This window comes from Ktedonospora formicarum (genome assembly GCF_016587355.1).
Taxonomy (GTDB): Bacteria; Chloroflexota; Ktedonobacteria; order Ktedonobacterales; family Ktedonobacteraceae; genus Ktedonobacter; species Ktedonobacter formicarum.
The window spans coordinates 1,645,746-1,666,784 of sequence record NZ_BNJF01000001.1 but is presented as its reverse complement, the minus strand read 5'-3'; the positions used below and the strand labels follow the sequence as shown (position 1 = coordinate 1,666,784).

The 21,039-nt window shown below is 51.7% G+C and carries 18 protein-coding genes; 7 read left to right on the top strand and 11 right to left on the bottom strand.

Annotated elements, in window-relative coordinates; all coding sequences use genetic code 11:
* Nucleotides 1–181: 181 nt before the first annotated feature.
* Nucleotides 182–1,711 (top strand): APC family permease, encoded by a 1,530-nt coding sequence (locus K3T82_RS07195; RefSeq protein ID WP_220192804.1) that lies wholly within the window; start codon nucleotides 182–184, stop codon nucleotides 1,709–1,711.
* An 80-nt stretch (nucleotides 1,712–1,791) separates the two neighbouring features.
* On the opposite strand, the gene K3T82_RS07190 is transcribed toward K3T82_RS07195, so the two are convergent.
* Entirely contained in the window at nucleotides 1,792–4,311 is a 2,520-nt protein-coding gene (locus tag K3T82_RS07190; protein WP_220192803.1) for a DNA polymerase domain-containing protein, read from the bottom strand.
* A gap of 380 nt (nucleotides 4,312–4,691) precedes the next feature.
* On the opposite strand from K3T82_RS07190, the gene K3T82_RS07185 reads away from it, so the two are divergent.
* Nucleotides 4,692–4,880 carry a hypothetical protein gene (locus K3T82_RS07185; protein WP_220192802.1) on the top strand — a complete coding sequence of 63 codons (189 nt, stop codon included), beginning with the start codon at nucleotides 4,692–4,694 and terminating at the stop codon, nucleotides 4,878–4,880.
* Here K3T82_RS07185 and K3T82_RS07180 read toward each other — a convergent pair.
* Together K3T82_RS07180 and K3T82_RS07175 are read right to left on the bottom strand one after the other, a co-directional pair.
* On the bottom strand, nucleotides 4,867–7,272 hold the full coding sequence (locus K3T82_RS07180) for a tetratricopeptide repeat protein (RefSeq protein WP_220192801.1): 2,406 nt from the start codon (nucleotides 7,270–7,272) through the stop codon (nucleotides 4,867–4,869). The two genes, K3T82_RS07185 and K3T82_RS07180, sit on opposite strands and share 14 nt — an antisense overlap.
* Nucleotides 7,273–7,761: 489 nt before the next feature.
* Complete coding sequence (locus K3T82_RS07175; protein WP_220192800.1) at nucleotides 7,762–8,376, bottom strand: DUF3841 domain-containing protein; 615 nt, start codon at nucleotides 8,374–8,376, stop codon at nucleotides 7,762–7,764.
* A gap of 1,004 nt (nucleotides 8,377–9,380) precedes the next feature.
* Here K3T82_RS07175 and K3T82_RS07170 point away from each other — a divergent pair.
* Nucleotides 9,381–9,563, top strand: a complete 183-nt coding sequence (locus K3T82_RS07170; RefSeq protein ID WP_220192799.1) for a hypothetical protein — start codon at nucleotides 9,381–9,383, stop codon at nucleotides 9,561–9,563.
* 139 nt (nucleotides 9,564–9,702) lie between these two features.
* Here K3T82_RS07170 and K3T82_RS07165 read toward each other — a convergent pair whose 3' ends face one another.
* The 3 genes from K3T82_RS07165 to K3T82_RS07155 are packed head-to-tail and all read right to left on the bottom strand — an operon-like array spanning nucleotide 9,703 to nucleotide 12,319.
* Nucleotides 9,703–10,185, bottom strand: a complete 483-nt coding sequence (locus tag K3T82_RS07165) for a tetratricopeptide repeat protein (protein ID WP_220192798.1) — start codon at nucleotides 10,183–10,185, stop codon at nucleotides 9,703–9,705.
* Nucleotides 10,146–11,897, bottom strand: coding sequence for a tetratricopeptide repeat protein (locus tag K3T82_RS07160; protein ID WP_220192797.1), 1,752 nt, complete (start codon nucleotides 11,895–11,897; stop codon nucleotides 10,146–10,148). Before K3T82_RS07160 ends, K3T82_RS07165 begins: the two co-directional genes overlap by 40 nt.
* Nucleotides 11,894–12,319 (bottom strand): helix-turn-helix domain-containing protein, encoded by a 426-nt coding sequence (locus K3T82_RS07155; RefSeq protein WP_220192796.1) that lies wholly within the window; start codon nucleotides 12,317–12,319, stop codon nucleotides 11,894–11,896. The genes K3T82_RS07160 and K3T82_RS07155 overlap by 4 nt, the downstream gene beginning before the upstream one ends.
* A gap of 514 nt (nucleotides 12,320–12,833) precedes the next feature.
* Here K3T82_RS07155 and K3T82_RS07150 point away from each other — a divergent pair.
* Nucleotides 12,834–13,274: a hypothetical protein gene (locus K3T82_RS07150; protein WP_220192795.1), complete on the top strand. Its 441-nt coding sequence runs from the start codon at nucleotides 12,834–12,836 to the stop codon at nucleotides 13,272–13,274.
* A gap of 181 nt (nucleotides 13,275–13,455) precedes the next feature.
* Nucleotides 13,456–13,986, top strand: coding sequence for a hypothetical protein (locus K3T82_RS07145; protein WP_220192794.1), 531 nt, complete (start codon nucleotides 13,456–13,458; stop codon nucleotides 13,984–13,986).
* Between the two features lie 281 nt (nucleotides 13,987–14,267).
* Here the strand turns inward: K3T82_RS07145 and K3T82_RS07140 are convergent, their stop codons facing one another.
* On the bottom strand, nucleotides 14,268–14,432 hold the full coding sequence (locus tag K3T82_RS07140; RefSeq protein ID WP_220192793.1) for a hypothetical protein: 165 nt from the start codon (nucleotides 14,430–14,432) through the stop codon (nucleotides 14,268–14,270).
* Between the two features lie 126 nt (nucleotides 14,433–14,558).
* On the opposite strand from K3T82_RS07140, the gene K3T82_RS07135 reads away from it, so the two are divergent.
* Entirely contained in the window at nucleotides 14,559–15,497 is a 939-nt protein-coding gene (locus K3T82_RS07135; RefSeq protein ID WP_220192792.1) for a S41 family peptidase, read from the top strand.
* A 197-nt stretch (nucleotides 15,498–15,694) separates the two neighbouring features.
* On the top strand, nucleotides 15,695–16,510 hold the full coding sequence (locus tag K3T82_RS07130) for a class I SAM-dependent methyltransferase (protein ID WP_220192791.1): 816 nt from the start codon (nucleotides 15,695–15,697) through the stop codon (nucleotides 16,508–16,510).
* A gap of 123 nt (nucleotides 16,511–16,633) precedes the next feature.
* Here K3T82_RS07130 and K3T82_RS07125 read toward each other — a convergent pair whose 3' ends face one another.
* The 4 genes from K3T82_RS07125 to K3T82_RS07110 form a co-directional block, all read right to left on the bottom strand.
* Nucleotides 16,634–17,797: a glycosyltransferase family 4 protein gene (locus K3T82_RS07125; protein ID WP_220192790.1), complete on the bottom strand. Its 1,164-nt coding sequence runs from the start codon at nucleotides 17,795–17,797 to the stop codon at nucleotides 16,634–16,636.
* Nucleotides 17,798–17,983: 186 nt separating this feature from the next.
* A complete protein-coding gene (locus K3T82_RS07120) occupies nucleotides 17,984–18,151 on the bottom strand; it encodes a hypothetical protein (RefSeq protein ID WP_220192789.1) in 168 nt (55 codons plus the stop codon).
* A 53-nt stretch (nucleotides 18,152–18,204) separates the two neighbouring features.
* The gene (locus K3T82_RS07115; protein ID WP_220192788.1) at nucleotides 18,205–19,623 is read right to left on the bottom strand and encodes an RNA polymerase sigma factor; all 1,419 of its coding nucleotides are present in this window, start codon (nucleotides 19,621–19,623) and stop codon (nucleotides 18,205–18,207) included.
* 156 nt (nucleotides 19,624–19,779) lie between these two features.
* Nucleotides 19,780–21,012, bottom strand: coding sequence for a pyridoxal-phosphate-dependent aminotransferase family protein (locus K3T82_RS07110; RefSeq protein ID WP_220192787.1), 1,233 nt, complete (start codon nucleotides 21,010–21,012; stop codon nucleotides 19,780–19,782).
* Between the last annotated feature and the right edge of the window lie 27 nt (nucleotides 21,013–21,039).

Genomic DNA, 21,039 nt, shown 5'->3' with positions numbered 1-21,039 from the left:
TGAGTTTTGAATTCATATAAAATAGGAAATTAGTAATTTATAGCGATTAAAAGCTTGTTAACAGGGAAAAAGAGATGTATATATTGGTATGTATGGGAAGTTAAACCAGCATGTAGTTTTGGTGGAAAACGGTGGGACTTAAACAAACAGCTGGTAGTGTTGGAAGTTGAGGAGGATAGAGATGCACGCCTTAAAAGATGTTAAAGTGGTAAAAGGGAGTGTTGAGCAGGATGAGAAGGCATTGCAGGAAGAAGGGTTGGCCTCAGAGCGATATGTACCGCGAGTTATGCCTTCGATTGTAGGTGGTCGTGATCTCCTGGCTTGCTATATCGTAGCAACATTTCTAATCACAAATGCGGTCTTGCAGGCGACTGGTGGTGTGGTGGCTTTGACGTATACTATCCTGGGCGCAGTGGCTTTCTTTTTGCCTTGCGTCATTGCGACCGCACAGCTTGGTGCAATGTATCCCCACGAAGGTTCCCTCTATAATTGGACTTATCACGCTCTTGGACGTTTCTGGGGCTTTTTTGTTGGCCTCTGCTATTGGTTGAGTGGTGTTCTGGCTCCGGTGACGGCGGCGAATGCGTTTGTGACGATTCTGGCTGGCCTGAATAATAATTGGCTAACACAGCCCTGGCAACAAGGATGCGCTATGGTCATACTCCTGGTCTTTGGGTCCTTCCTGTGTACCAGACGTTTGCGTGTTGTGCTCAATATAGTGAATGTAGCGGCCCTGAGTCTCTTAGTTGCGGTGCTGGTGATCGTTCTGGCTGCGGGTGTGTGGATATGGAGTGGTCATGGCATACAAGCGGACCTTTTGAATGGGGTTTCCTGGCGTATTGACCCTAACAACTTCTCGCTCTTTAGTGTGGTGACACTAAGCTTTATTGGTGCGAGTGGTCCAATGAATATGGCTGGCGAGTTACGAGAGCCAGGAAATAAGCGCCTGACCGTTGCGCATCTCTTCGGGGGTACCCCTGTGGTCTTTGCATGCTATTTTCTGGTCCCGTTCGCGATCCTGGTGGTCTTCGGACAGGGCTTACTGGGAGAAGCGGTGCCATCATTCGCGGGTGTGCATATCATTGATATGGTCTTTGGTAAGGTGGTGGGCAGTGTGATTGCTGTGATTACATTGCTCTCTTGCCTGGCGAGTATCGTTTTCTATATCGGAGCTGCCGCAAGACTACTCTTTGTCGCAGGCATCGATAACTTTCTGCCACGAAATATTGCATACCTGAACAAGCATCGGCAGCCAGTTGTCGCTATTCGCTTTCACACTTTTGCGGCCTTGCTAGTCGTGGTGGTTGTGTTTGTCATTCTTCCTTATGTCGTGAAGTTCGGAACATCTACCTCCCTGGTGTCGCGCCTGTATGCTGTTCTCTCTGCAGTGTTGACTATTATCTGGACTGTTGCTACAGCTTTCTACTTTATCAACTTGTTGAGCCTGTGCTTTGGCAAAAAGTGGCATGAGCAGCTCAAAAAACAGAAGATTTTGCCGCGTCCCGTCTTGATGTTGATTGTAGTAGTAGGGTTGGTGACCTGCTTGGCGACTGTTTGCACAACCTTTATCTATCCTTGGTCGGACCTAATTCGCCGAGATATCTGGATCGCGGCCGTGGGTGGCATTACTGCTGTCTGCCTGATCATCGCTATTAATATTAGTATGCTGGCCCATAGCGAGGCACGCTGGGAGTCGATGCGCGATGGCTAGCCTTGCTTGCACTCTGCTTTGGTGCGGACCATGTGCTCTTCTGGTTTTTCAGGTAACCAACCGTCCCGCCAAAGCGGTCGCTAGAGAGTGAGGGCGGCATTCTCGCGTTCGAGGCGCGGACGAATCTCCTCAATAGGATGTTCATAAAGATCAAAGAGGCCAGGCTGGTCGAGCGTGAAGAGCTGATTAAAGTCCTCTGGCGAGAAGGCTTTGCGTAGGCGCGCGGCATATGAGGTGACAAGCACCTGTACATAATGCTCGATATCATAATCCTGACGCTCCTGGGTAGTGCTATGGCTTTGTGATGAGCGTCGCTGTTGCCAGTGTTGGGGCGTAGTGCTCTCTTCAGCGACAGCCTCTGGGAGCCAGATGTAGCGTCGCTGGCCCCGTCCTTTATAGAAGCGGATACGCTCTCCTGGTAACCATTCGTCGCGCCCGGCATTCAATAGCGCCTCGTAGGCTGGCTCCTGGTGTGATGAGCGTGAGGTGCGATAAGTCGCAGGGCTTTTAGAGAGCCGGACGCGCGTGGCGACATCTGAGGCGGTTAACTGGCGGTCCCGCAGTGCATTGACAGTATCAAGGAAAATCTGGCGTACACGGGGGATGTTGCCTAGTAGTGTATAGTGTAGGGCCTGGCGTAGGAAGCGCTCGCCAAAAGGCTCGGCACGACTGGAGCGTAGGGCTACTCCTCGTACAATGAGCTTGTCATTATAGGTAAGCAGGGCGTAGTTCTTGACTTCATGGCTGAGCATGGCACGATAGCGGCCTTCATACTCCAGGCGAATGCCAGAAGGCAATTCAGCGCCAACCTCCGCTACCAGGGCCCGCTCCTGTTCTTCACTCCAATCATTGGGGACCGCGAAATAGACGCCATCCGTATCGGCTTCTATAGGGAGTGTGCCGCGTGCTTCGAGGGAGCGTAAGACCTGAGAGAGAATGGCACGCCCTCTGCTGGTGACTTCATTGGCTGCGCGTCCATCAGAAAAGAGGGCCATTTGACCCGCGCCCATATAGCCATAGGCAGCGTTAATCAGGATCTTCATTGCAGCTTGAGTCGCGTTATGATGATTGGAATCGATAGAATTGGGTTCAGCCACGCGCGCGGCTTCTTTATGAGCCAGGCGTAAATCTGTAAGACGTCCCAGGATGGTAAGCAAAATGCCGAGGCGATCACTGGCTGGCCCTATCTTGAAGGTGCGCATAAGCGAGGGGTAAAGCGAGGCCACATCAGCTTTAACAACATGTTCAGCTACACCGGACGCGAAGAGATACACCGCGCCCCCTGCGTGTGGCTCTATCTCTGTATTACCAGAGTCATATGTGGCCTGACAGGGAAGAGCTGTCCTCGCGCGTAGATAGGCACGCACCAGGATTGGCTCCAGAATGCCCATGGCTGGACCCGCTGATGCCAGACGCTCATAGCGACGTGGAGCCATGCTTGCCAGGGCGAAGGGCGCGCCAAGAAGGCGGCGAGAGAGACCATCCACCTCGTTTACATCGTCGAGGGCATAGCGGCGAACCATTTCCGGTTCGCGCATATAGGTATTGTAGATTTCCGAGCCCTCGATATAGACGCGTTTTGGTGAGGCGATGCCGAAGTAGCGTGCAACTTCCTTCAAGCCATAGCTAGGGATGTCGCGTACAACGAAGTCATGGCGTCGCACGGCATCTAATGTATCGATAAGCTCGCGTCCAGCGACGCTATAGCGGGTTCGCCGCCGAGCCTCGGGGCCGATAGCCAGCGTCTCCTCTCGCCCTTCCAATATGGCGTGAGTGCCACCTGGACCCCGTCTACCCAGCGTGAGCGATATATCATGGGAGGCGGCTCGTCTGCTAAGAAAGGAAAGGTCAAAGCCGAAGAGATTATGATTCTCTATGATGTCAGGGTCGCGCTCGCGAATGATCCGGCAGAGATCGATAATGAGGCGGCGCTCATCATTAGCAGTTGGCGCTTCGAGTATAGCTTCAAAACCCCGGCTATCACGTATTGAAACAAGGAAGATGCGTCCCTGGCGTGGATCAAGCGCCGTCGTCTCAAGATCAAATTGTAGGCGGTGTAGATCCTCATAGTTCAGGTTGCGGAAGTAGACACGTCCTGTCGCCATCAGGTATTGTTCCACAGGCCCGAGACGGTAGTAGGTATGCTCTAGCTCGCTGATATTTTTGACCTGGTAGTTAAGGCGATGTGATGCGCCAAAGAGAATTTCGCGTTCAAGAAGACGACCATCCGTAGAGGAGAGTAAATAGCGGTAGGAGCCTGTGGGTCCGTCTAGCTCACGAAACCAGATGGCATGTCCCGTCGGACATGGTGTTCCTTCTGGTAGCAGATTTGTACCAGGATGGGTTACATCCTCAAGTATCGTGGCGAAGAGCCAGGGGTGGAAGTGGTCGGAGAGACGGTCGATGCGTTCTCCCTGCTCATCCTTCACGCGTCGCCAGATAAGCGCTCGCCCGTCCCGTTGTGCCCAGACAGAGACGATGCCAGTCATCGGGTCCCAGCCGAAGAGACTACCATCTTCGTCATGTGTTTGTCCCTGGGTGTGGAGTGCGGTTGAGCTCTCCATGCGAATTCCTGCCTGCCCCGCTTCACCTGTAGTCATGTATTCCTCTCTCTTTGACTGACTTCGCCTGAATAAGAACGCCTATTCTAAGGGTATTATAGCATATTCCCTCGGCTTGCTGCGCGAATCTATGAGATAATGGAGGATAAGTCTGAGTTATTGGGAGTTGTTGTGAACCCTCCCCATACGATCCTCTTGCTTTTCTGAGGATCGTATGAAGAGATATCCACCATCAAGTGAGAGGAATGGGCGATCTTTGTAAACGGTTGGCTTATTTCCTCGTTTACTAATAGAGTAATATTTTTCTATGTAAAGATCTCTCCCGCCCACTCCTCAAAAGAGATGGTGCAGATGCATGGGACGCGCTGGAGGATAACCGGGGATGCGAGCGGGCATGATGCAGATTGGACGACAATGCTATGGAGCATTCATCTCGCTCGAATAAGCTGGTTGTGAGTATGGCCTGCTTTGTGCTGGCACTCAGCATCTTACTCTTGTTTGCGGTCGCTACCTCGATGCCGTATACACAGCGACCGCTTCAGTACTATGAGACGCCAACTCCTGATCCGACCGCGCCGGTAGATTGCCGGGGCGTCAACCATTGCTAGCGCGTGAAGCTGAGGGGGTGGAGAGCGCGTTCAGCCAGGCTCGCACTTCAGCCTCTTTGCGGTGTCCGCTCATTTCCAGACTTTCAAGACAGGCATCGCCCAGGCGGAGGGCTTCGGAAATGTCACCTTGCGCGGCAGTCGCTCTTGCGAGACCATATTGTCCCAGGATATACATTTCGCGATCCCCCTCGGGCAGGGTCGTAAGCATTTGATGATAGGCGTCCATCGCTTGCTCGATTCTATGAGTGTAGAGATAGAGGTCCCCATACAGATGGAGTGCGGAGGCTATGATGCGCGGAGAGCCAATGAGATGCGCGGCTTCTAGCCCTTCCGCGAGGAAAAGTTCTGCCTGTTCGTAGTCCTCCTGCTTTGTCTTCATCTCGCCAATATTAATCAGGAAAATACCGATCCACTCACGCAAGCCAAAGCGGCGTGCCAGGTCTAGCCCCTCTTGTAGGTAGGTGTCGGCTGGTTCATAGCTCTCCTGCTCATAAGAGAGCGTACCCAGGTTAAGCAAAAAGATAATAGTCAACTCGTAATGGACAATTTGGCGTGCCAGGGTGAGCCCCTCGAGAAGAAAGCTTTCGGCCTTTTCGTTGCGCCCCTGCTCTGCATAGGTGACACCAAAGTTGAGATAGAGGCGGCAAACTTTCTCGCGGTCTCCCTGGTCGCGCGCGAGTGTAAGTGCTTCCTGAAGATAGCTTTCTGAACGGCTATAGTCGCCTCCACTGGCGACAATGGAGCCAAGCACACGTAATTGCTCAACAAGATATTCGGGATAGTTATCCTGCTGCGCGATGGCAAGCCCTTCGCGAAGGTACGACTCGGCGCTGCTATAATCGCTACGCTTCCAGACCAGCCAGCCCTGACCTGTCAGGTGAGCGCAGAGGAGGCGACGATTGTTCCAGGTGCGTGCAAGCTCGATACCTCGCTGGTATGTCTCCTGGGCCAGATTGTATTCGCCAAGACGATAGGCAATCTCGCCGATTTGGAGCAGCGTATTGAGTATGCCATCGCGATCCTGTAACTTTGTCGCAGCTTGATGGGCTCGCTGGAGGTGTGTATTTGCCAACGTATAGGAGCCGCGCATGAGTAAGAATGGGGCGAAAGCGCAGGCACCTTTGACCAATTCTGACCAGTAGTGGCGCTCGTACGCAGTTTCTAGAGCACTCAGGATGATGGCACTTTCATGTTCGAGCAGTTCATAGTCCTTTTCGTGTTGCTCAACATAGTTCAGGGCGTAAGCAATAAGCCGCTCACAGGGAGTCGCTTCCTGTAATTGGGCACGGGCGTAGCTGGCGATAGTCTGGTGCAGGGTATAGCGCTCGGATGTACTGCATTCCAGTAGACCCGCATCGATAAGGATATCCAATGTGGCCGTATCGCACCCGGCAATCGCGAGTGCCGCCTCCTCGGAAAAGCTATGTGGCTTAGATGGGAAGACTGAGAACGCGTAGAGTGAGGCGCGAGCCGCAGAAGATAACTGGTGGTCAGTAATAGCGATGACTGAGTGAAGTGAACGTAGTTCGGACATATCACTCGGGAATGTGCCTGTCTCATGGGAGGTGCTTAAGTCTAGATATTGTTCCGTACTGCTCAAGCTAGCAAGCGCGTCTTGAATGTGTTGAGAGTCGCTGGTGTTATCCTGGTTACGTAAGTAGTTGCCCATGAGGGTGAGTGCTAGAGGAAGACCTCCTACGGCCTGGGCCAGATCAAGCCCTTTGGGAGAACTGCTATCAAAGACATCGGGTGCGAGATTGCGCAACAGAGTGATGCTTTCCTCTCCGTTCAGCTCACGTAGGGTCAGAGGCCCATTGACTGCGAAATAGGAGGCGACTGTCGGAAAGCGGGTTGTAATCAGATGTGCGCAATGTGGCCCTCCAATCTTGAAGGGAAGTGCATCTTCGATGGACCAGGCATCATCGATCAGAATCAGCATGCGACGTGAGCCGATGGCGGCTCGTAGCTCCTGCGTCCAGGAAGTATAATCGCTATGTTCCTCTGGCGAGAGATTGAGTAGACGACTCCAGCGACTAAGTGTGTTGGGGATGTTGGCATGAGGGCCAAGTCCGGCCCAAAGGATGCCATCGGAGAAATAGTCACGTACCTCTTCATCGTAAGCTAGCGCGATAGCTAGTGTTGTCTTGCCGATGCCAGGGAGACCATTGAGTGCTGAAAGGGAGGCGTTACCATCTTCCCAGAGGTGCTGTTTGAGTAGCTCTATATCGTTAGCGCGCCCGACGAGCGGGTGTATGGGTTGTTGTGGAATGGCGGCATCGATACAGACTGGTGCTGGTAGGGGGCGCGTAGGGGTGGCGGATACTCGAAGATGCCGCGATGATATTGAGGCTTGTGATGGGCGTAAAGGCCCTTCAAGTTGCTGATGCTTCAAAGTGGGTACCTCCTCCAGATGCCAGGAAGGAGCCGGGTATAGGGGCCGTCCGTGGCGAAATGTGGCCGTATACGCATCCTGTACGTACGGCAGGTGGAACCTCCCAGGGATATGTCTTGGGCTGGTATAAGATTGACAGGTGAGCGCCCAGAATTTATACGAAAACCAATACTTATTTCCTACGAAAACCTGTGCACGTTTATTGCTACGAACATCAATGTTGCCTTCGCGCTCTGATGTTCGCGCAAGGAGTGCTCACTAGCCACCGTTTTGGGGGCGCTGGTTTTCGTATAAGATGTTTATCGTTGCGGCGAGTGCTCACACGCTCGGGTTTGCGTATAGAAAGCTATCCCAATACCTTTGTAATCATGCGAGTATGGATTGTATTATCTTCCTATGATACCATAAAGTCCATTAAAATTATGTAAAGATTGTCATAAAAGTCCGTGAATATGTTCTTAGTTTCTCCTCTTACTGGCATATTAAGTGTCAGCGACCGATAAAGAGCGTGGTTGTGCGTACCTGCTCAAGATGTAGTGCCCAGAATGTCCCCTGAATGGATTTGTCTTCGCGCGCTGCCCACCAGTCCTCCTGCGTGAAGCGGTTTAGGTCCAGATCAAAAATACGTTCCCAGCTTGAGACAATTTGTTCCCGAAATTGATGCATAGCCTCGTCTTGTCCACGCTTGATACGAATTGGATCAAACGCTGTATAGAAGCTCTGGTCGTCTATCTCATTGAGGGCAAGGTAGTGATTGTTTAATACACAATGCCATTCATCGAAACCAGAGAGGAGGATATCTTGTTCATCAATGTGAAATTCGATGCGGACTCCTCTTTCTCCATGGCCTATGTGACCAACATGCCGTAGATCGGGCCGACGTTGTTGGGCGCTCTCATATTGATACCAAGCCCACAGCGGAAATTGACCTGTAAGCGGACGTGGTCCAATGCGCTGCTCCAATTGAGCTGTCATCCAATCATAAGCCGCGAGAAACTCCTGGTTATGCAGAGAATATTCTGTGGTAGCCTGGGGGCCATAGAGTACCCCATCTCGTTGTAGCTTGAGCCAGTTCGCTTCTAATTGGATGGTCCAGGCAATCATTTTGACCTCTTTCCTTTCTATGCCAGTTTAGTCCTCTCACCTTAAGGACGTCAACTCCCATGATTGTCTTTCTGAAAGACAATGGTTACATGGAATACTCACAGGAATTTGATGTTCCGATAGTACCAATGACGTTCCAAATGTTGAAGGCAGAAACGAGGATATACCAGTTTTTAGCAATGTTTTGGAGCGAATCATGCCTCAAATAGTAACGGCAATTGCGGTTTTTATGCTACAATAATGGCTCACAGGCCTACCGGGCAGGTATATTTTTATCTTTTCCAGTACTATGCTAGCTCTTTTGGTACTTTTTTGTAGGGAAGTCTTTAAAAACCTGACGATCAAGAAAAAATCTTATACTATCTTTTCTAGGTATCGATACTGAGGTATAAGACACAGGTACCCGAAGAAATTGGAAATGTGACACACCACCTTCGACACCCAGAGGGGGATGTGAAGTATTCGAGGATTTCTAGTCGGGTTGAATCGCAGCTAGCAGGTTCGCGGCGGCATAGAGGTTGGCTCACCTATACCTGTATGCTGGAGGTCGCGAGCACCGTTCGCGCGGATTGTGTAGCTCTTCTTATGGCAGTTCACCCAGTTGTCGTGAGAGCATACATATCTGGAACAGGCTGGAATTGAGCGCACTGCACGAAGAAGATATGTTCATTTTGAACCATGTGTAGTTGAAGCACAAAAAAAGCACATGGCAGTAATTTTGGGGGATAGATCCGTAGCTAACCTTGAAGTATGGGCATAAAAGAGAGTATGCTAGGCAGCGGTAAATAAAATTGGTCATGATAGTGGAGAGATTCGGCCTCTCGTATATGAGCCGGACTGTGGGGCGAGGGATCTGCTGGCCGGGGCTGCTGAGGGAGTTTTATATCTAAGAGTGAGTATCTATGAATGTAAGCTGGCCGGGAGTTAAGGCCAGAGAGAGGGATGCCGGTACTTCAAGTGAAGGGTACGAAGCTGTGACCCAAGGGAAAGGTAGAGAGATTTGTATGTTCAAAAATTTGCTGCGTTGGATTGTGCCGCTGATCGTCTTGCTGATTGTAATTACTGTTATTGCCATTGGCTCGATTACTTATACTCATGCCGCAGGAGTTGACTCAAAGCATACTACCACAGAGCAAGTGACGCCTACGCCGAATGTAAAGCCAAATATTTTCTGGCCTGGCATTTAAACTCAGCTCAGATTGGCGATACATATAAATTTGGTGATCAGCATTTGAGAGTGGCTGTTTCTATTGAGACTAATACAGGTGCTAAAATTTCTAGGGGGTAGCGCACCATAGCTCGCCGTTGCTCCCTATTATGAGGTGATTAAGTAGTCTCAATGGCCCTTAGCCAGTGGCGTACTTCTTCTGCATTGCCATGACCTATTTGTTCTAACAGGTCAGCACTTTGAAGTCCAAGGGCTCTTGCATTTTGCGTATCCCCTTGTTCTGCTGCGACTCGTGCCAACCCATATTGCGCTAGGGCTTTGAGATCTAGCCCTCCCTGAGGGAGTGTTTCTAGCATTTCTGTAAAAACGCTCTTTGCTTTTTGCACTTTTTTCTTGCTAAGAAGCAAGTTCCCAAATTCGTTAAGCGCTAAGGCTGTCATGTGCGGTATGCCTATTTGGCGTGATAAAACTAATCCCTCCTGTAGATATATTTCGGCTTGATCGTACATGCCTTGTTTACTAGTGGTTAGCCCCAAATTTATGATTAAAACACATGTCCATTCTCGATGTTCTATCTGACGGGCAATACTAAGCCCCTCTTTCAGATACATTTCGGCCTGATGGTAATTTCCCATTTCCATTTCGGCCCCCCCAGATTTGCAAGCAGAGCACTTGTTCGTTCTCTATGGCCTATTTTTCGTGCTGATTCCAAACCTTCCTGAAAGTACCTTTTTGCTTGCAAATAATTTCCTTGTTGCCCAGCGTTGAAACCAATATTCATTAATATAGTACTTGTCTGTTCCTCATCATCTAATTGTTGTGTAATGTTCAGTCCCTCTTGCAAATAAGTCTCCGCTTGTGCATATTCTCCGCGCATGCCTGCAACAGAGCCTAGCACTTTGAGTATTCCACTGATTCGCTTCCTATCGCTCAGCTCGCGAGCGATACTCAAGCCTTCTTGTAGATAAGTTTCGGCTTGGGAATAGTTGCCCATTTTCCAGGTGACCCAGCCGAGGTAGTTAAGGAAGGCGCTGACCTGCTCAGGGTCGTTAAGGTGACGAGCGAGGGTAAGTCCCTGCTGGAAGATGGCTTCGGCCTGGGCGAATTTGCCTTGCTGGTGGAGGACCTGACCCATATAGAGGCGAATAGTCGCCAGGGCATGCTGGTCATCGAGGGTGGTGGCGGCCTGCTCGGCGCGTTGGAGATGTTGTTCTGCCTGGGCATAGAAGCCGCGTAGCTGTAGATAAGGGGCGAAGGCAATGGCGCCCTGGACTAGTTTGGATCGCATTTCAAGCTGGTGCGCGTAGTCAAGGGCCGTGATAATGGTTGTGCTTTCCTGCTCTAATTGTTCATAGTTACCATTATTGTGGGCCAGGAAGTCGCAGGCGTATTCGACGAGGCGACGGTAAGCGGGATCATGATCGGGTGTGGCGCGCAGTTGCAAGTAGGCGTAATCGCGGATGGTCTGATGTAGGGTATAGCGGCTGGCACCACTGCTCTCAAGAATGCCGATATCGATAAGCGCATCGAGCGTATCGACATCACAGGCGGCGACAGCGAGCGCTGCCTCCTCTGAGAAGCTGCCAGGGCGCGGTGGGAAGACCGCGAGGGCATAGAGGGCCGCGCGCGTTGCCTCACCAAGCTGTTGATCTGTCACGGCTATGACCGAGCGTAGTGAGAGTTGGGCATCGGGCGTAAGACTGGGATGCGTCTCGACAGGGCCATGTGGCTCCTCGATTTGTAAGCGCTCTTCGATATTGCTCAGGCGCTCAAGGGCGGCTGTTACACGGCGCGATTGCCCGCTATGCGTCTGCTTGCGCAGATAGTTACCCATGAGCGTCAACGCGAGGGGAAGACCACCTACGGCATGGACAAGGTCATGAGCCTTCTGTGCCTCACGGTCGACAACGCCAGGCGCGAGCAGGCGTAGGAGTGTCATGCTCTCCTCATCATTGAGAGCCTGGATCTTCTTCGCGCCGTCGAGAGCGATAAAAGACGCTATCTCAGGATAGCGCGTGGTGAGCAGGTGCGCGCAATTGGGGCCTCCAACTTTGAAGGCCAAAGCTTCCTCTGTACGCCAGGCATCGTCGATAACCAGGAGCATATAGCGCTCACCGATAGCGTTATGGATGGCGCGTGCCCAGGCATCGCTATCGCTAAGCGAGGCCATTTCCGTCGCGGAAATACCCAGGAGCGTACCCCAGCGACTTAAGAGGCCCGGCACATTCGGATTAGGACCGATACCAGCCCACAGGATACCATCGCGGAAATGCGCGCGCACTTCACGGTCGTGCGCGAGTGCGATTGAGAGTGTTGTCTTGCCGACACCAGGGAGCCCATTGAGAGCGGTCAAGGCAACATTTCCCCCGCAAAGAGGCGCTTCTTGATGTCAGCTAGCTCATCGTCGCGACCCACAAGGCGGATCGCGGGTAGGAGAGGGATTGCCGAGTCAATGATAACCGTACTCTGAACTTCAGAAGTTGTGGTCTCATTCTGAGGAGCAACCTCATTCTCCTCTGGCTCGACATTAGCACGTACAGGCGTATCCGAAGAACTGGGGGCAAGATCGAGTTCTTCTGTTGTCCTGCCAAAGAGCTGGCAGAGCTTACGGCGAAAATAGGGATTAGGACGGGTGATACCACGCTCCCAACGGCTTACGTTGACATGTGTACTCCCGATCTGTTCTGCCACTTCTTGTTGGGAGAGTGAGCGTGCTATGCGTGCTTCGGTGAGCCTGAGGCGTGGCTGTGGCTCAGTTATTGGAATGTTATTCACCTGGCATTCCTTTCTGTGCCGCGCGAAAATGATAAATATGTTTAATTGAATGATAACATATGATCTTTGCTCTGTACATGTTCATCAGGCATAATTAGAACAGTAAATCCACCGGCTGAACGTAAGGGATTACGCAGAAGGTGGATACAGGCGAAGGGAAGAGGTTTGAAGTTCTGGGGTATCGGGCATGGTGAGGTGCGGGCAGGCGCAATGGGGCCAAGCTCAAGAGGAGATGTGCTTATGGTCTTCAATGAAAGCCAACGTCACTATTGTGACTAGCATTAGCGCTCGGGCTTTCGAGAAGATTGGGTGGGGGAAGCGGAACACAGGGTGTTTCAAGATGTTCTGTGAAGCTCACCAAAGCATTCCAGGCGAGCGGCTTCATACCCAGCCTAAGCCATGCACATTCAAAGGATTGAATGCGAGCCGGTTCACTGGGTCACTCTTCCCTGGCACCTTTCATGTAGATCATTGGGTTGTAGATGTCACTCAGGTTCCCTGGTGAGGTGTAGCAATGCAGATACGACATCAAAGGCACAGCGTATGGGACGCTTCCGCGCGAGACCAGCGAGGACGGCGTGGCATACATAGTGTGGCACTGGTGCCGTTGGAAAGCGAAACTCGCCATACCGACGAATACGTCTGGGAAGGTGCCTGGGAGTCACCAGAGGTTCTCGATGTCTTTAAGGCAGCGGGCTCACGTATTGAGCCTGAGCTACCCGAGAGCGAGATCATAGAGTGGATCTACGAGGCTGGTAAGAGCGTGCATACCGAGGCGAATATGTCTGCATTAGCTGTCTCGCACGAGGAGCGGGCATCAATGCTAGATGTACAGGCAGAAGAGAAGCGCCCGGCGAAGCGTCTCTTCCTCTGGCTGCTGGCCTTACTGGTACTGGGAATCATAGGTATCATGGCCTGTGGCTACTTGTTAGCGATGAGTACTCCGAATCTATAAGTGTATAGATGAGGCATAACGAAGATCTTATACGAAAACCAAAGCTGCCTGAACGGTAGCTGGAGCGGTGCTCAGGTTTTCATATAAGGGGGGAGCTTGTAGAGCGGTCCTGTAGCGAGTGTAAGAGATTGTAAGGCGAGCGGCACACACGTTACGCAGACAGCAGAGAGGGAGAAAAGTTATGCAGAGGGTTTACGCACGCAATAAGAGCAAGACGGCCTCAAGCGATCTGCGGCAGGATAATGATATCTTACACTTCTCGTTGCAGGATGCGTTACCGCAGGGACACATCATGGCGCTGAACCCTAAGTTCGGCACGCTTTCATATCTTGCATATGATGATGATCGTCTGCTGATGGTAGCACAGGAGCAATTTACTGGCACTGAGATGAGTGTTCTCCTGCCGTTGCTAGAGATGTTTCCTTACTATTGCCCTTATGAGGCACTATATGCCAGCTTCTATAACGGACGTATCTCTGAAGAGACGGTTGAGCAGAGCCGTAAGAAGCTTGATGAGGCCCTGGAAGAGGGGCTCTGGGATCAGGAGATGCGTCCCATTCGCGATGCTCTTTCGCGAACGCGCATTAAGCTCAAAAAATTTGGCATCGATGTTTCTTCGATCCTGGCGACTGGCTATATCCTGATGGTGGCTTCGGCTCCAATGCCGATCATAAAGCCCAGGGAGAGCGAGCGCGAGATGGTTAACGCCTGATTGAACCGGCGAGGTTGAGCGGGATTGGTGAACTCATACACCACACCGTCCCTTTTGCTCCCTCACCCCCGGTTGGCCTGAGTGGGGTTTTGCGGTCCCCCCACGCGGGCCTTCCGGGCCAGACCTTCCAATGAGAGCGAGTACGCATACGACACGGTGCGTACTCGCTCTTTTTGTCATCATGGAGCCTGAAAGATTGTATCCAATCGTTGATGGCTCTCTTCTCGATCAGTCAACAACTCCTCAACTATCTGAAAAGATGCAGGATGAAGTTCGCGCGCTCACGTGAGTACCTGCTGTCGCATGCGTAGAACCCAGGGGAGATGTAGTGGATGTTGTCCGCTCAGATTGAGCAAACGCAGGCTGTGGATAACTTCGTATAGAGGAGAGTAACTGAAAGCCAATTGCTCTAGTTGCAATGAATCGAGATGGATGATGTGAGTCATGGCTCCTCGCTCTCTGATTCGCTCATTAGCTAAAAAGTTGTATTTTGCCTCATCCTACCATATGCTGTGAACATAGAGAAGTTGCATATGTTGGTTATTAGAATAGGCACATAAAGGAGCCAAGAGATGCAGATTACTGAAGTAGGACCGCAACATTTCTCTCTCAATGAGCTCATTGAGAGCTTGGTTCGACAGCTTGAAGAGAAGTATGTATTTCCTGAGAAGGCACGGGAGATCGCAACTGCCCTGTATCAACACCTCGACAAGGGAATTTATGCTGACATCAGCGATGGGAATCTTCTCGCGCAGATGATTACTGAACATCTGCGTGTGGTGAGCCATGATAAACACCTGCGCCTCTATTACCGTCCGGAGGGCGTTGTGGATCACCTCGAAGAGGATGAGACATATACACCTGAAGAAATTGAGCGCATATATCAGAAGCGCGAGCAGAACTATGGCTTGAAAAAGCTTGAAGTGTTGGATGGCAATATCGGCTATTTCCAGTTCAATGAATTTGTGCATCCAGCCGTCGCGGGTGAGAGCATGAATGCGGCTATGACTTTCCTGGCCCCAACAAAGGCACTGATCATAGATCTTCGCTCCAATGGTGGAGGTGAACCAGCTATGGTACAGTTCCTTGCCAGCTATTTTTTTGATGCCTTCCTCTCTGAGAACATTCAGCTCAATGGGCTGTATGATCGACGCAAAGATCTACTCCAACAGTATTGGGTGTTGCCCTATGTGCCGGGTCCTCGCTATCTGGATAAGCCAGTCTACCTACTTACTAGTGAGCACACCTTCTCAGCGGCGGAGGAGTTTACCTACAATCTCCAGCAACTCAAGCGCGCGCTTGTCATTGGTGTGACGACGGGTGGGGGAGCGCACGCAGGACTTCGCTTTCCCATCAGCGCGCACTTCGAGGCTTTTATTCCCCTTGTTCGCGCAGTTAACCCGATCAGTGGAACAAATTGGGAGGGGGTTGGCGTCCAGCCCGATATCATCACGACCAAAGAGGAGGCGCTTGATATCGCGTATCAGAAAGCTCTTGCCGAAGTTCAGTGAGATAGGTGCTCAACTGCTAGGAGTAGATAATGAGCGTCAGGGCAAAGCCCCGACGCGACGATATAGAAACCTTCCTTGATCAGTGATGCCTTTAGATTATCACTGGATGACATAATAAGTATTAGACAATATCATCTCTTGCTCGCTATACTGGTGAACAGAACGCATGTATAGCCAGTATAGAAAGAAAGGTGCATATGTCTCAGGAAGAAACTCAAGCTAGTAGTGGGCAGCAGGCAAGCGCGAGTGAGCGTAACCAGCTTATTCAGAACAACTTTGGAGTGGCAGCCCATGAGTATGTGACCAGTACTGTGCACGCGCAGGGGCCAGATTTGGCCTGGCTGGTAGAAGCAGCCAGGCTTCAAGGTGACGAGACCGTGGTTGATGTCGCAACTGGAACGGGTCATACTGCCCTGGCTCTGGCTCCCCATACTCGCGAAGTTATTGCCATTGACTTTACTGTGTCTATGCTGGAGGGGGGAAAACAACTAGCCCATGAGCGAGGCATCGATAACGTGCGCTTTGTCGAGGGCGACGCACATGCGCTTCCTCTGGCTGATGGGAGCGTCGATGTTGTGGCGTGCCGCTTCTCCGCGCATCACTTTGTGGATATCGCGTGTGTGGTCAGTGAGTGGGCACGTGTGCTCAAGCCAGGGGGGAGGCTGGTTCTCATCGACACTATTTCGCCTGACAATGAAGCACAGACCGCGCTCCTCCATGAGATCGAGGTTCTGCGTGATCCCTCGCATGTGCGCAATCATTCAACTTCCGAGTGGCTTACATTGCTCGAAGAGGCTGGTATTGATGGGCAGACTGTACGTATCTGGGGTCTTCGCCTGGATGTGCCAACCTGGACACAGCGTATGCGCACTCCCGCAGCTAGTGTCGAGCGTATCGAGCGTCTTTTGACTACCACAACACCGGAAGTTCGCGCGGCTCTTCGCGTGGCTGAGGAAGAGGGAGTATTCTCCTTCGATCTTCCAACCGCACTCATTGTAGGTGTGAAGAACTAAGCAGTATATATATGATCTGCTTTCTTATAGTTTTGATTCGTTCATACGCATAAAGGGAGCAGGCGATAACGTGGTTGAAGACATGCGTTGATCGCCTGCTTTTATTTCTTGTTGCTATCGTGTTTAGCTTGGTTGATTGGTAGGAAGGATACAGCGTTCGGATTGCTCTGTTTCGGGTATGAGTTGGCGATAGATATTCATATAGGCGTTTGCCATCGCGTTCGCGGAGAAGTGCATACTGACGTGCTCGCGTACCTGTGCGCGATCAAGCTTGGAGACACGCGGTATGGCTTCAATCATACCGTCGAGGTCGTCGACGACGAACCCGCTCACTCCATTGCTTACCACTTCGGGTGCGGCCCCACGTCCGAAGGTGATGACGGGACAGCCCAGGGCCATAGCCTCTACCATGACCATACCAAATGGTTCTTCCCATTCAATAGGATTAAGGAAGCCACTGGCGCGGCTAAAGACTTTCCGCTTTCCCTCCAGGTCTAGTGCTCCAAGGTAGCGTACATGCGCGTCGTCAAAGTGTGGCTCAATCTCTTCGCGAAAGTAGCGTTCTGCCTCTTCGCTTGAATTGTCGACTGTTCCCGCGAGATATAGTGGCACCTCCGCACGTTGTGCGACCTTGATAGCGTGATGTGCTCCCTTCTCGGGAGAGAAGCGTCCTAGCCACACAAAATAGGGCTCAACTTCTGTCCCTTCTGGTATCTCGTACTCACGCATATTAATGCCGTTATATACTACGCCGAGAGCATTAAGAGGGGCATGCCCGGTTTCTACACGACAAGCGCTGCGGCTGATGGTGACCAGTGGACAGGCGTGTCCCCATTCATAAAAGAAGTAATTATCAGCGTCTCCGTGCCAATCGCCTACTCTATCAAAGGGCATATGGCTATGCATGGTGATGACATGGGGTATTGTTAGGGAAGCTAGTAGTGGCAGGAGGTACATATCGCTCATTGACGAGAGATGTCCATGCACAATATCATAATTATCTTCCTGCTGGATATGCTGAAGCGCTTTGTGCAGGTGAAAGTAGGCTTTGAGATGGGCCTGCCATGGTGTACCTTCATTCAATAGAGCCTGGGGATAGAAGGAGATATGGCGTGCCGAGGTCTGGCTGTCTCCAGGAGCGTAGAGGGTTACATCATGGCCTTGTGCGACAAGCTCTTCTACCAAATTGCTAAGTACAGCTTCAGTCCCGCCATAGTTCTCCGGTGGAATTGAGATCCAGGGTGGCGCAATCTGCGCGATTTTTAAACGTGTTTTGTTATTGGTCATTTGAACGCCTCCTCCGCCTCCTGTTTGCGGCATGTATATCATATAGTTTTAAAGCAGCGAAGAACACACCGTAATAGGCTGAAATGGTTATAGGGTGTGGATGTGCCCGAGTTTATCTCTCTCTATATGACACGAATATGCTAGGCCATAAGGAGACGAAACAGATGGCCCTGGTGGAGAATGAGATTATGTCCGCGCGAGAAAGATGTAACTCTGCTTTGAGCTTGCGGGTGGAATCAGGTACCAGCGTCCATTGCCTTCAAAGACCGTTGCCCGATAATAGATATCTACGGTCTTTCCTTTCACAAAGGTATCTGAAGGTAGATAGGCGCTTAGTCCGGCGTTCAAGCGCATGCTGTGTGCTTCTTGGCAGAGTGCTTCCGTTGTACAGGTGAGCGTCACATGCGTCATACTGGAAGTGACGAAAGCACGTTTGAGTATATAGGGCGTATTGCTAGTGGGAGATTTTGGCGTGATGTCTTCCCCCAGGACTCGCGCAAGGAAAACTGGTAGCGCAAGGGAGCCGAGCCCTGCCAATGAATGGCTAGCGTTTTTCCTGAGCTCTGATTGGTCAGCCAGAGCGAGCGAACCTCCAGCATCAGGTTTAGCACATCATCGTTCCCAATTGATGATGGTAGAGCGGTCTGTGGTAAGTAATAGTATGAGGCGTCGCTAATAGCATTGTGCTGCCCAAAGAAGGTGCTAGAGGCGGCGTATTTGCGCCCAATGAGTAAGGATGTACTCGCTCCCTGGATAGAGAGAGTTGCATTGAGATTGACTGAGACATCAAGTGTGCTATTCGCGGGACCAATCAGCGTATAAGCCATGGCGAAGGCATTATTGTCAATATATGCCTGCTGTAATTGAAGCGTATAGCCGCCCTGAGCGTGCTGTTGCTGATTGATATCTCTATACAGGTGTGAGTTACAAATGGAACCACCATTACTATTATTATCGTACACGGGATCGACGAAGAAGCAAAGTGGGCGATCAACGCGCGCATCATAAGCGGTAGGGGTGGCGGTCGTTTGTACTCTGTTCATCGAGCCGAGCAACTGTCCACGATTGGCAAAGAGGAGCAGTAAGCCGGATGCAACCAGGCAAAATACCAGCAGCAATGAAGTGGATGTCAGTATGTGGCGTAGTAACATACGCTGATGAGGTGGGCGTGTATACGAGGTAGAGGTTGAGAGGCGGCGCAGTGAGAGCATACCCTCGTCCATCGTTCTATCAGAGTTGAATGGTGATGCGAGACGCACGCGAGGGGAGGGAAGGGCCTTGATCAGGCGGGCGACATCTGCCTCTTCTCTGGCATTAATTACTGGATCGCTTATGAGGCGCTGCGTCGCAGTGCCAAGATGGATCTGGACTCGGTGTAGTGAAAGCCCCAGGCAGGATGCTACCTGTGCGAGTGTAAAACCAGCGACTACATGGAGTAGCAGGCTGGTGCGATCATAGAATGCGAGGCGGTACAGCGCGTGTGCGACCGGATCTTCTCCCGCTGGTTCATTAGCGGGCGGAGTGAGAGGCCAGGGGCGACTACCTGGCCCTTGATAGCGTGTATCGTAAGCGATATTGGTGGCGATGCGATAGAGCCAGGGAATGAAGTCGGCGGGTTGTTGTAAGCCTGGTAGGGCTTCCCAGGCGCTACGAAAGGTTGCTAGCGTCAACCTCTCAGCATACCTCTCGCCGAGCAGGCGTGTGAGATAGAGAAAAATATCGCTCTGATGGCGCTCGAAAAGCGCCTCCATTGCTGCTAGATCGCCCTCCTGCGCTTGCAATACAAGCTCGCCATCACTATCTGAGAGAGGTGTTGAGTCGGTCATCGCAGTTGCCCTTTCGCTTCCTTGCTCATACTTATTGGGAAATGGTAACCAGTGTTAACAGCAGTATAGCATTACATTATTGCTTGCAGAAAGGAGAAAAGGAGAATGACGAAGCACGAGTGGACTAATCATCCACCCGCGCTTGTCGATGGGGAGTTAGTGAGCGTGCTCACTATAGAAATCCTCGGCAATTTTGAGAGCTGCACCTGGCTCGGGAAGGGCATAGCCGCATTTCGGCAACACATGCTCAAGTGTGTTAAGCATGGTGTAGACGGTCTGGCGTTGTGCGTTATAGCCCATCAGACCAACGCGGAACATGCGTCCCTTGAACGTGCCCAAACCTCCACCAACCTCGATGCTATACTCATCAAGCAGCACTTTGCGCAGAGCTGGCTCGTCAACGTCATCGGGGATCAGGACTGCTGTCAGTACTGGGAGCTCATATCCAGGCCGCGTTAAAAGCTTGAGACCCAGGGCGCGAATACCAGCCTGAAAGGCATCTCCATGCAATTTATGTCGTGCGAAGCGAGCTTCAAGGCCTTCCTGTTGGGCCAGACGTAGCGCCTCGCGCATTCCGTAAACGAGATTACTACAAATTGTATGGTGATAGGCGTGATCCTCGTTCCAGTAGCGGTGGAGCGCGAGCAGGTCGAGGTAATAACTTTGAACTGGCGTACGCCGCCGTTTGATAGTATCGACCGCGCGCTCATTGAGCGTCACTGGAGCCAAGCCCGGAAGTGCTCCCAGGCATTTCTGACTGCCTGAGTAGCAGGCGTCAATCTTCATGGCATCGACGCTGACCGGGATGCCGCCCAGGCCACATACGGAGTCAACCACGAAGAGGGCGTTATGAGCATGGGTTACGCGTTCAAGTTCCGCGAGTGGTTGTTGGAGGCCTGTCGAGGTCTCCGCGATGGCTGTCGCGAAGATTTTTGTTTCGGGATGCTCTTGAAATGCCTTCTCAAGTGCGGAGGCCGCCAGTGGCGTACCTGGCTCGGTCTCAACAAGCACAACGTTGGCCCCAGCACGCTGTGAAATTTCGGCGATCTTACCACTGAAGAAGCCTAAGCTTCCAGCGATTATGGTATCACCCGGCTCAAGCAGGTTGCTAAGCACAGCTTCCGCCCCTGAAAAACCTGAGCCGGAGACACAGCAGGTAAGCGCGTTATGGGTCTGAAACATCCAGCGTAGCAGCTCGGCTGTCTCTGCCATGATAGTGAAGAGCGCGGGATCAAGATGCCCAAGCTGGGGCGCGGCCCCAATGCGGAGTACGCGCGGGTCCACATTGCAGGGGCCAGGACCTAACAGTAGGCGATATGGTGGATCAAGCTCTGGCAGTACATCTCTTTGGAAATCGCCATTATGAGGGTGTGCAGGCATCTGTGACATAGATAATCGTCTCTTTCTATTCATGAG

Coding starts and splice junctions, on each gene's coding strand:
- K3T82_RS07195 (WP_220192804.1), top strand. CDS start 182: ATGCACGCCTTAAAAGATGTTAAAGTGGTAAAAGGGAGTGTTGAGCAG.
- K3T82_RS07190 (WP_220192803.1), bottom strand. CDS start 4,311: ATGACTACAGGTGAAGCGGGGCAGGCAGGAATTCGCATGGAGAGCTCA.
- K3T82_RS07185 (WP_220192802.1), top strand. CDS start 4,692: ATGGAGCATTCATCTCGCTCGAATAAGCTGGTTGTGAGTATGGCCTGC.
- K3T82_RS07175 (WP_220192800.1), bottom strand. CDS start 8,376: ATGATTGCCTGGACCATCCAATTAGAAGCGAACTGGCTCAAGCTACAA.
- K3T82_RS07170 (WP_220192799.1), top strand. CDS start 9,381: ATGTTCAAAAATTTGCTGCGTTGGATTGTGCCGCTGATCGTCTTGCTG.
- K3T82_RS07165 (WP_220192798.1), bottom strand. CDS start 10,185: ATGGAAATGGGAAATTACCATCAGGCCGAAATGTATCTGAAAGAGGGG.
- K3T82_RS07150 (WP_220192795.1), top strand. CDS start 12,834: ATGCAGATACGACATCAAAGGCACAGCGTATGGGACGCTTCCGCGCGA.
- K3T82_RS07145 (WP_220192794.1), top strand. CDS start 13,456: ATGCAGAGGGTTTACGCACGCAATAAGAGCAAGACGGCCTCAAGCGAT.
- K3T82_RS07140 (WP_220192793.1), bottom strand. CDS start 14,432: ATGACTCACATCATCCATCTCGATTCATTGCAACTAGAGCAATTGGCT.
- K3T82_RS07135 (WP_220192792.1), top strand. CDS start 14,559: ATGCAGATTACTGAAGTAGGACCGCAACATTTCTCTCTCAATGAGCTC.
- K3T82_RS07130 (WP_220192791.1), top strand. CDS start 15,695: ATGTCTCAGGAAGAAACTCAAGCTAGTAGTGGGCAGCAGGCAAGCGCG.
- K3T82_RS07125 (WP_220192790.1), bottom strand. CDS start 17,797: ATGACCAATAACAAAACACGTTTAAAAATCGCGCAGATTGCGCCACCC.
- K3T82_RS07120 (WP_220192789.1), bottom strand. CDS start 18,151: ATGCGCTTGAACGCCGGACTAAGCGCCTATCTACCTTCAGATACCTTT.
- K3T82_RS07115 (WP_220192788.1), bottom strand. CDS start 19,623: ATGACCGACTCAACACCTCTCTCAGATAGTGATGGCGAGCTTGTATTG.
- K3T82_RS07110 (WP_220192787.1), bottom strand. CDS start 21,012: ATGTCACAGATGCCTGCACACCCTCATAATGGCGATTTCCAAAGAGAT.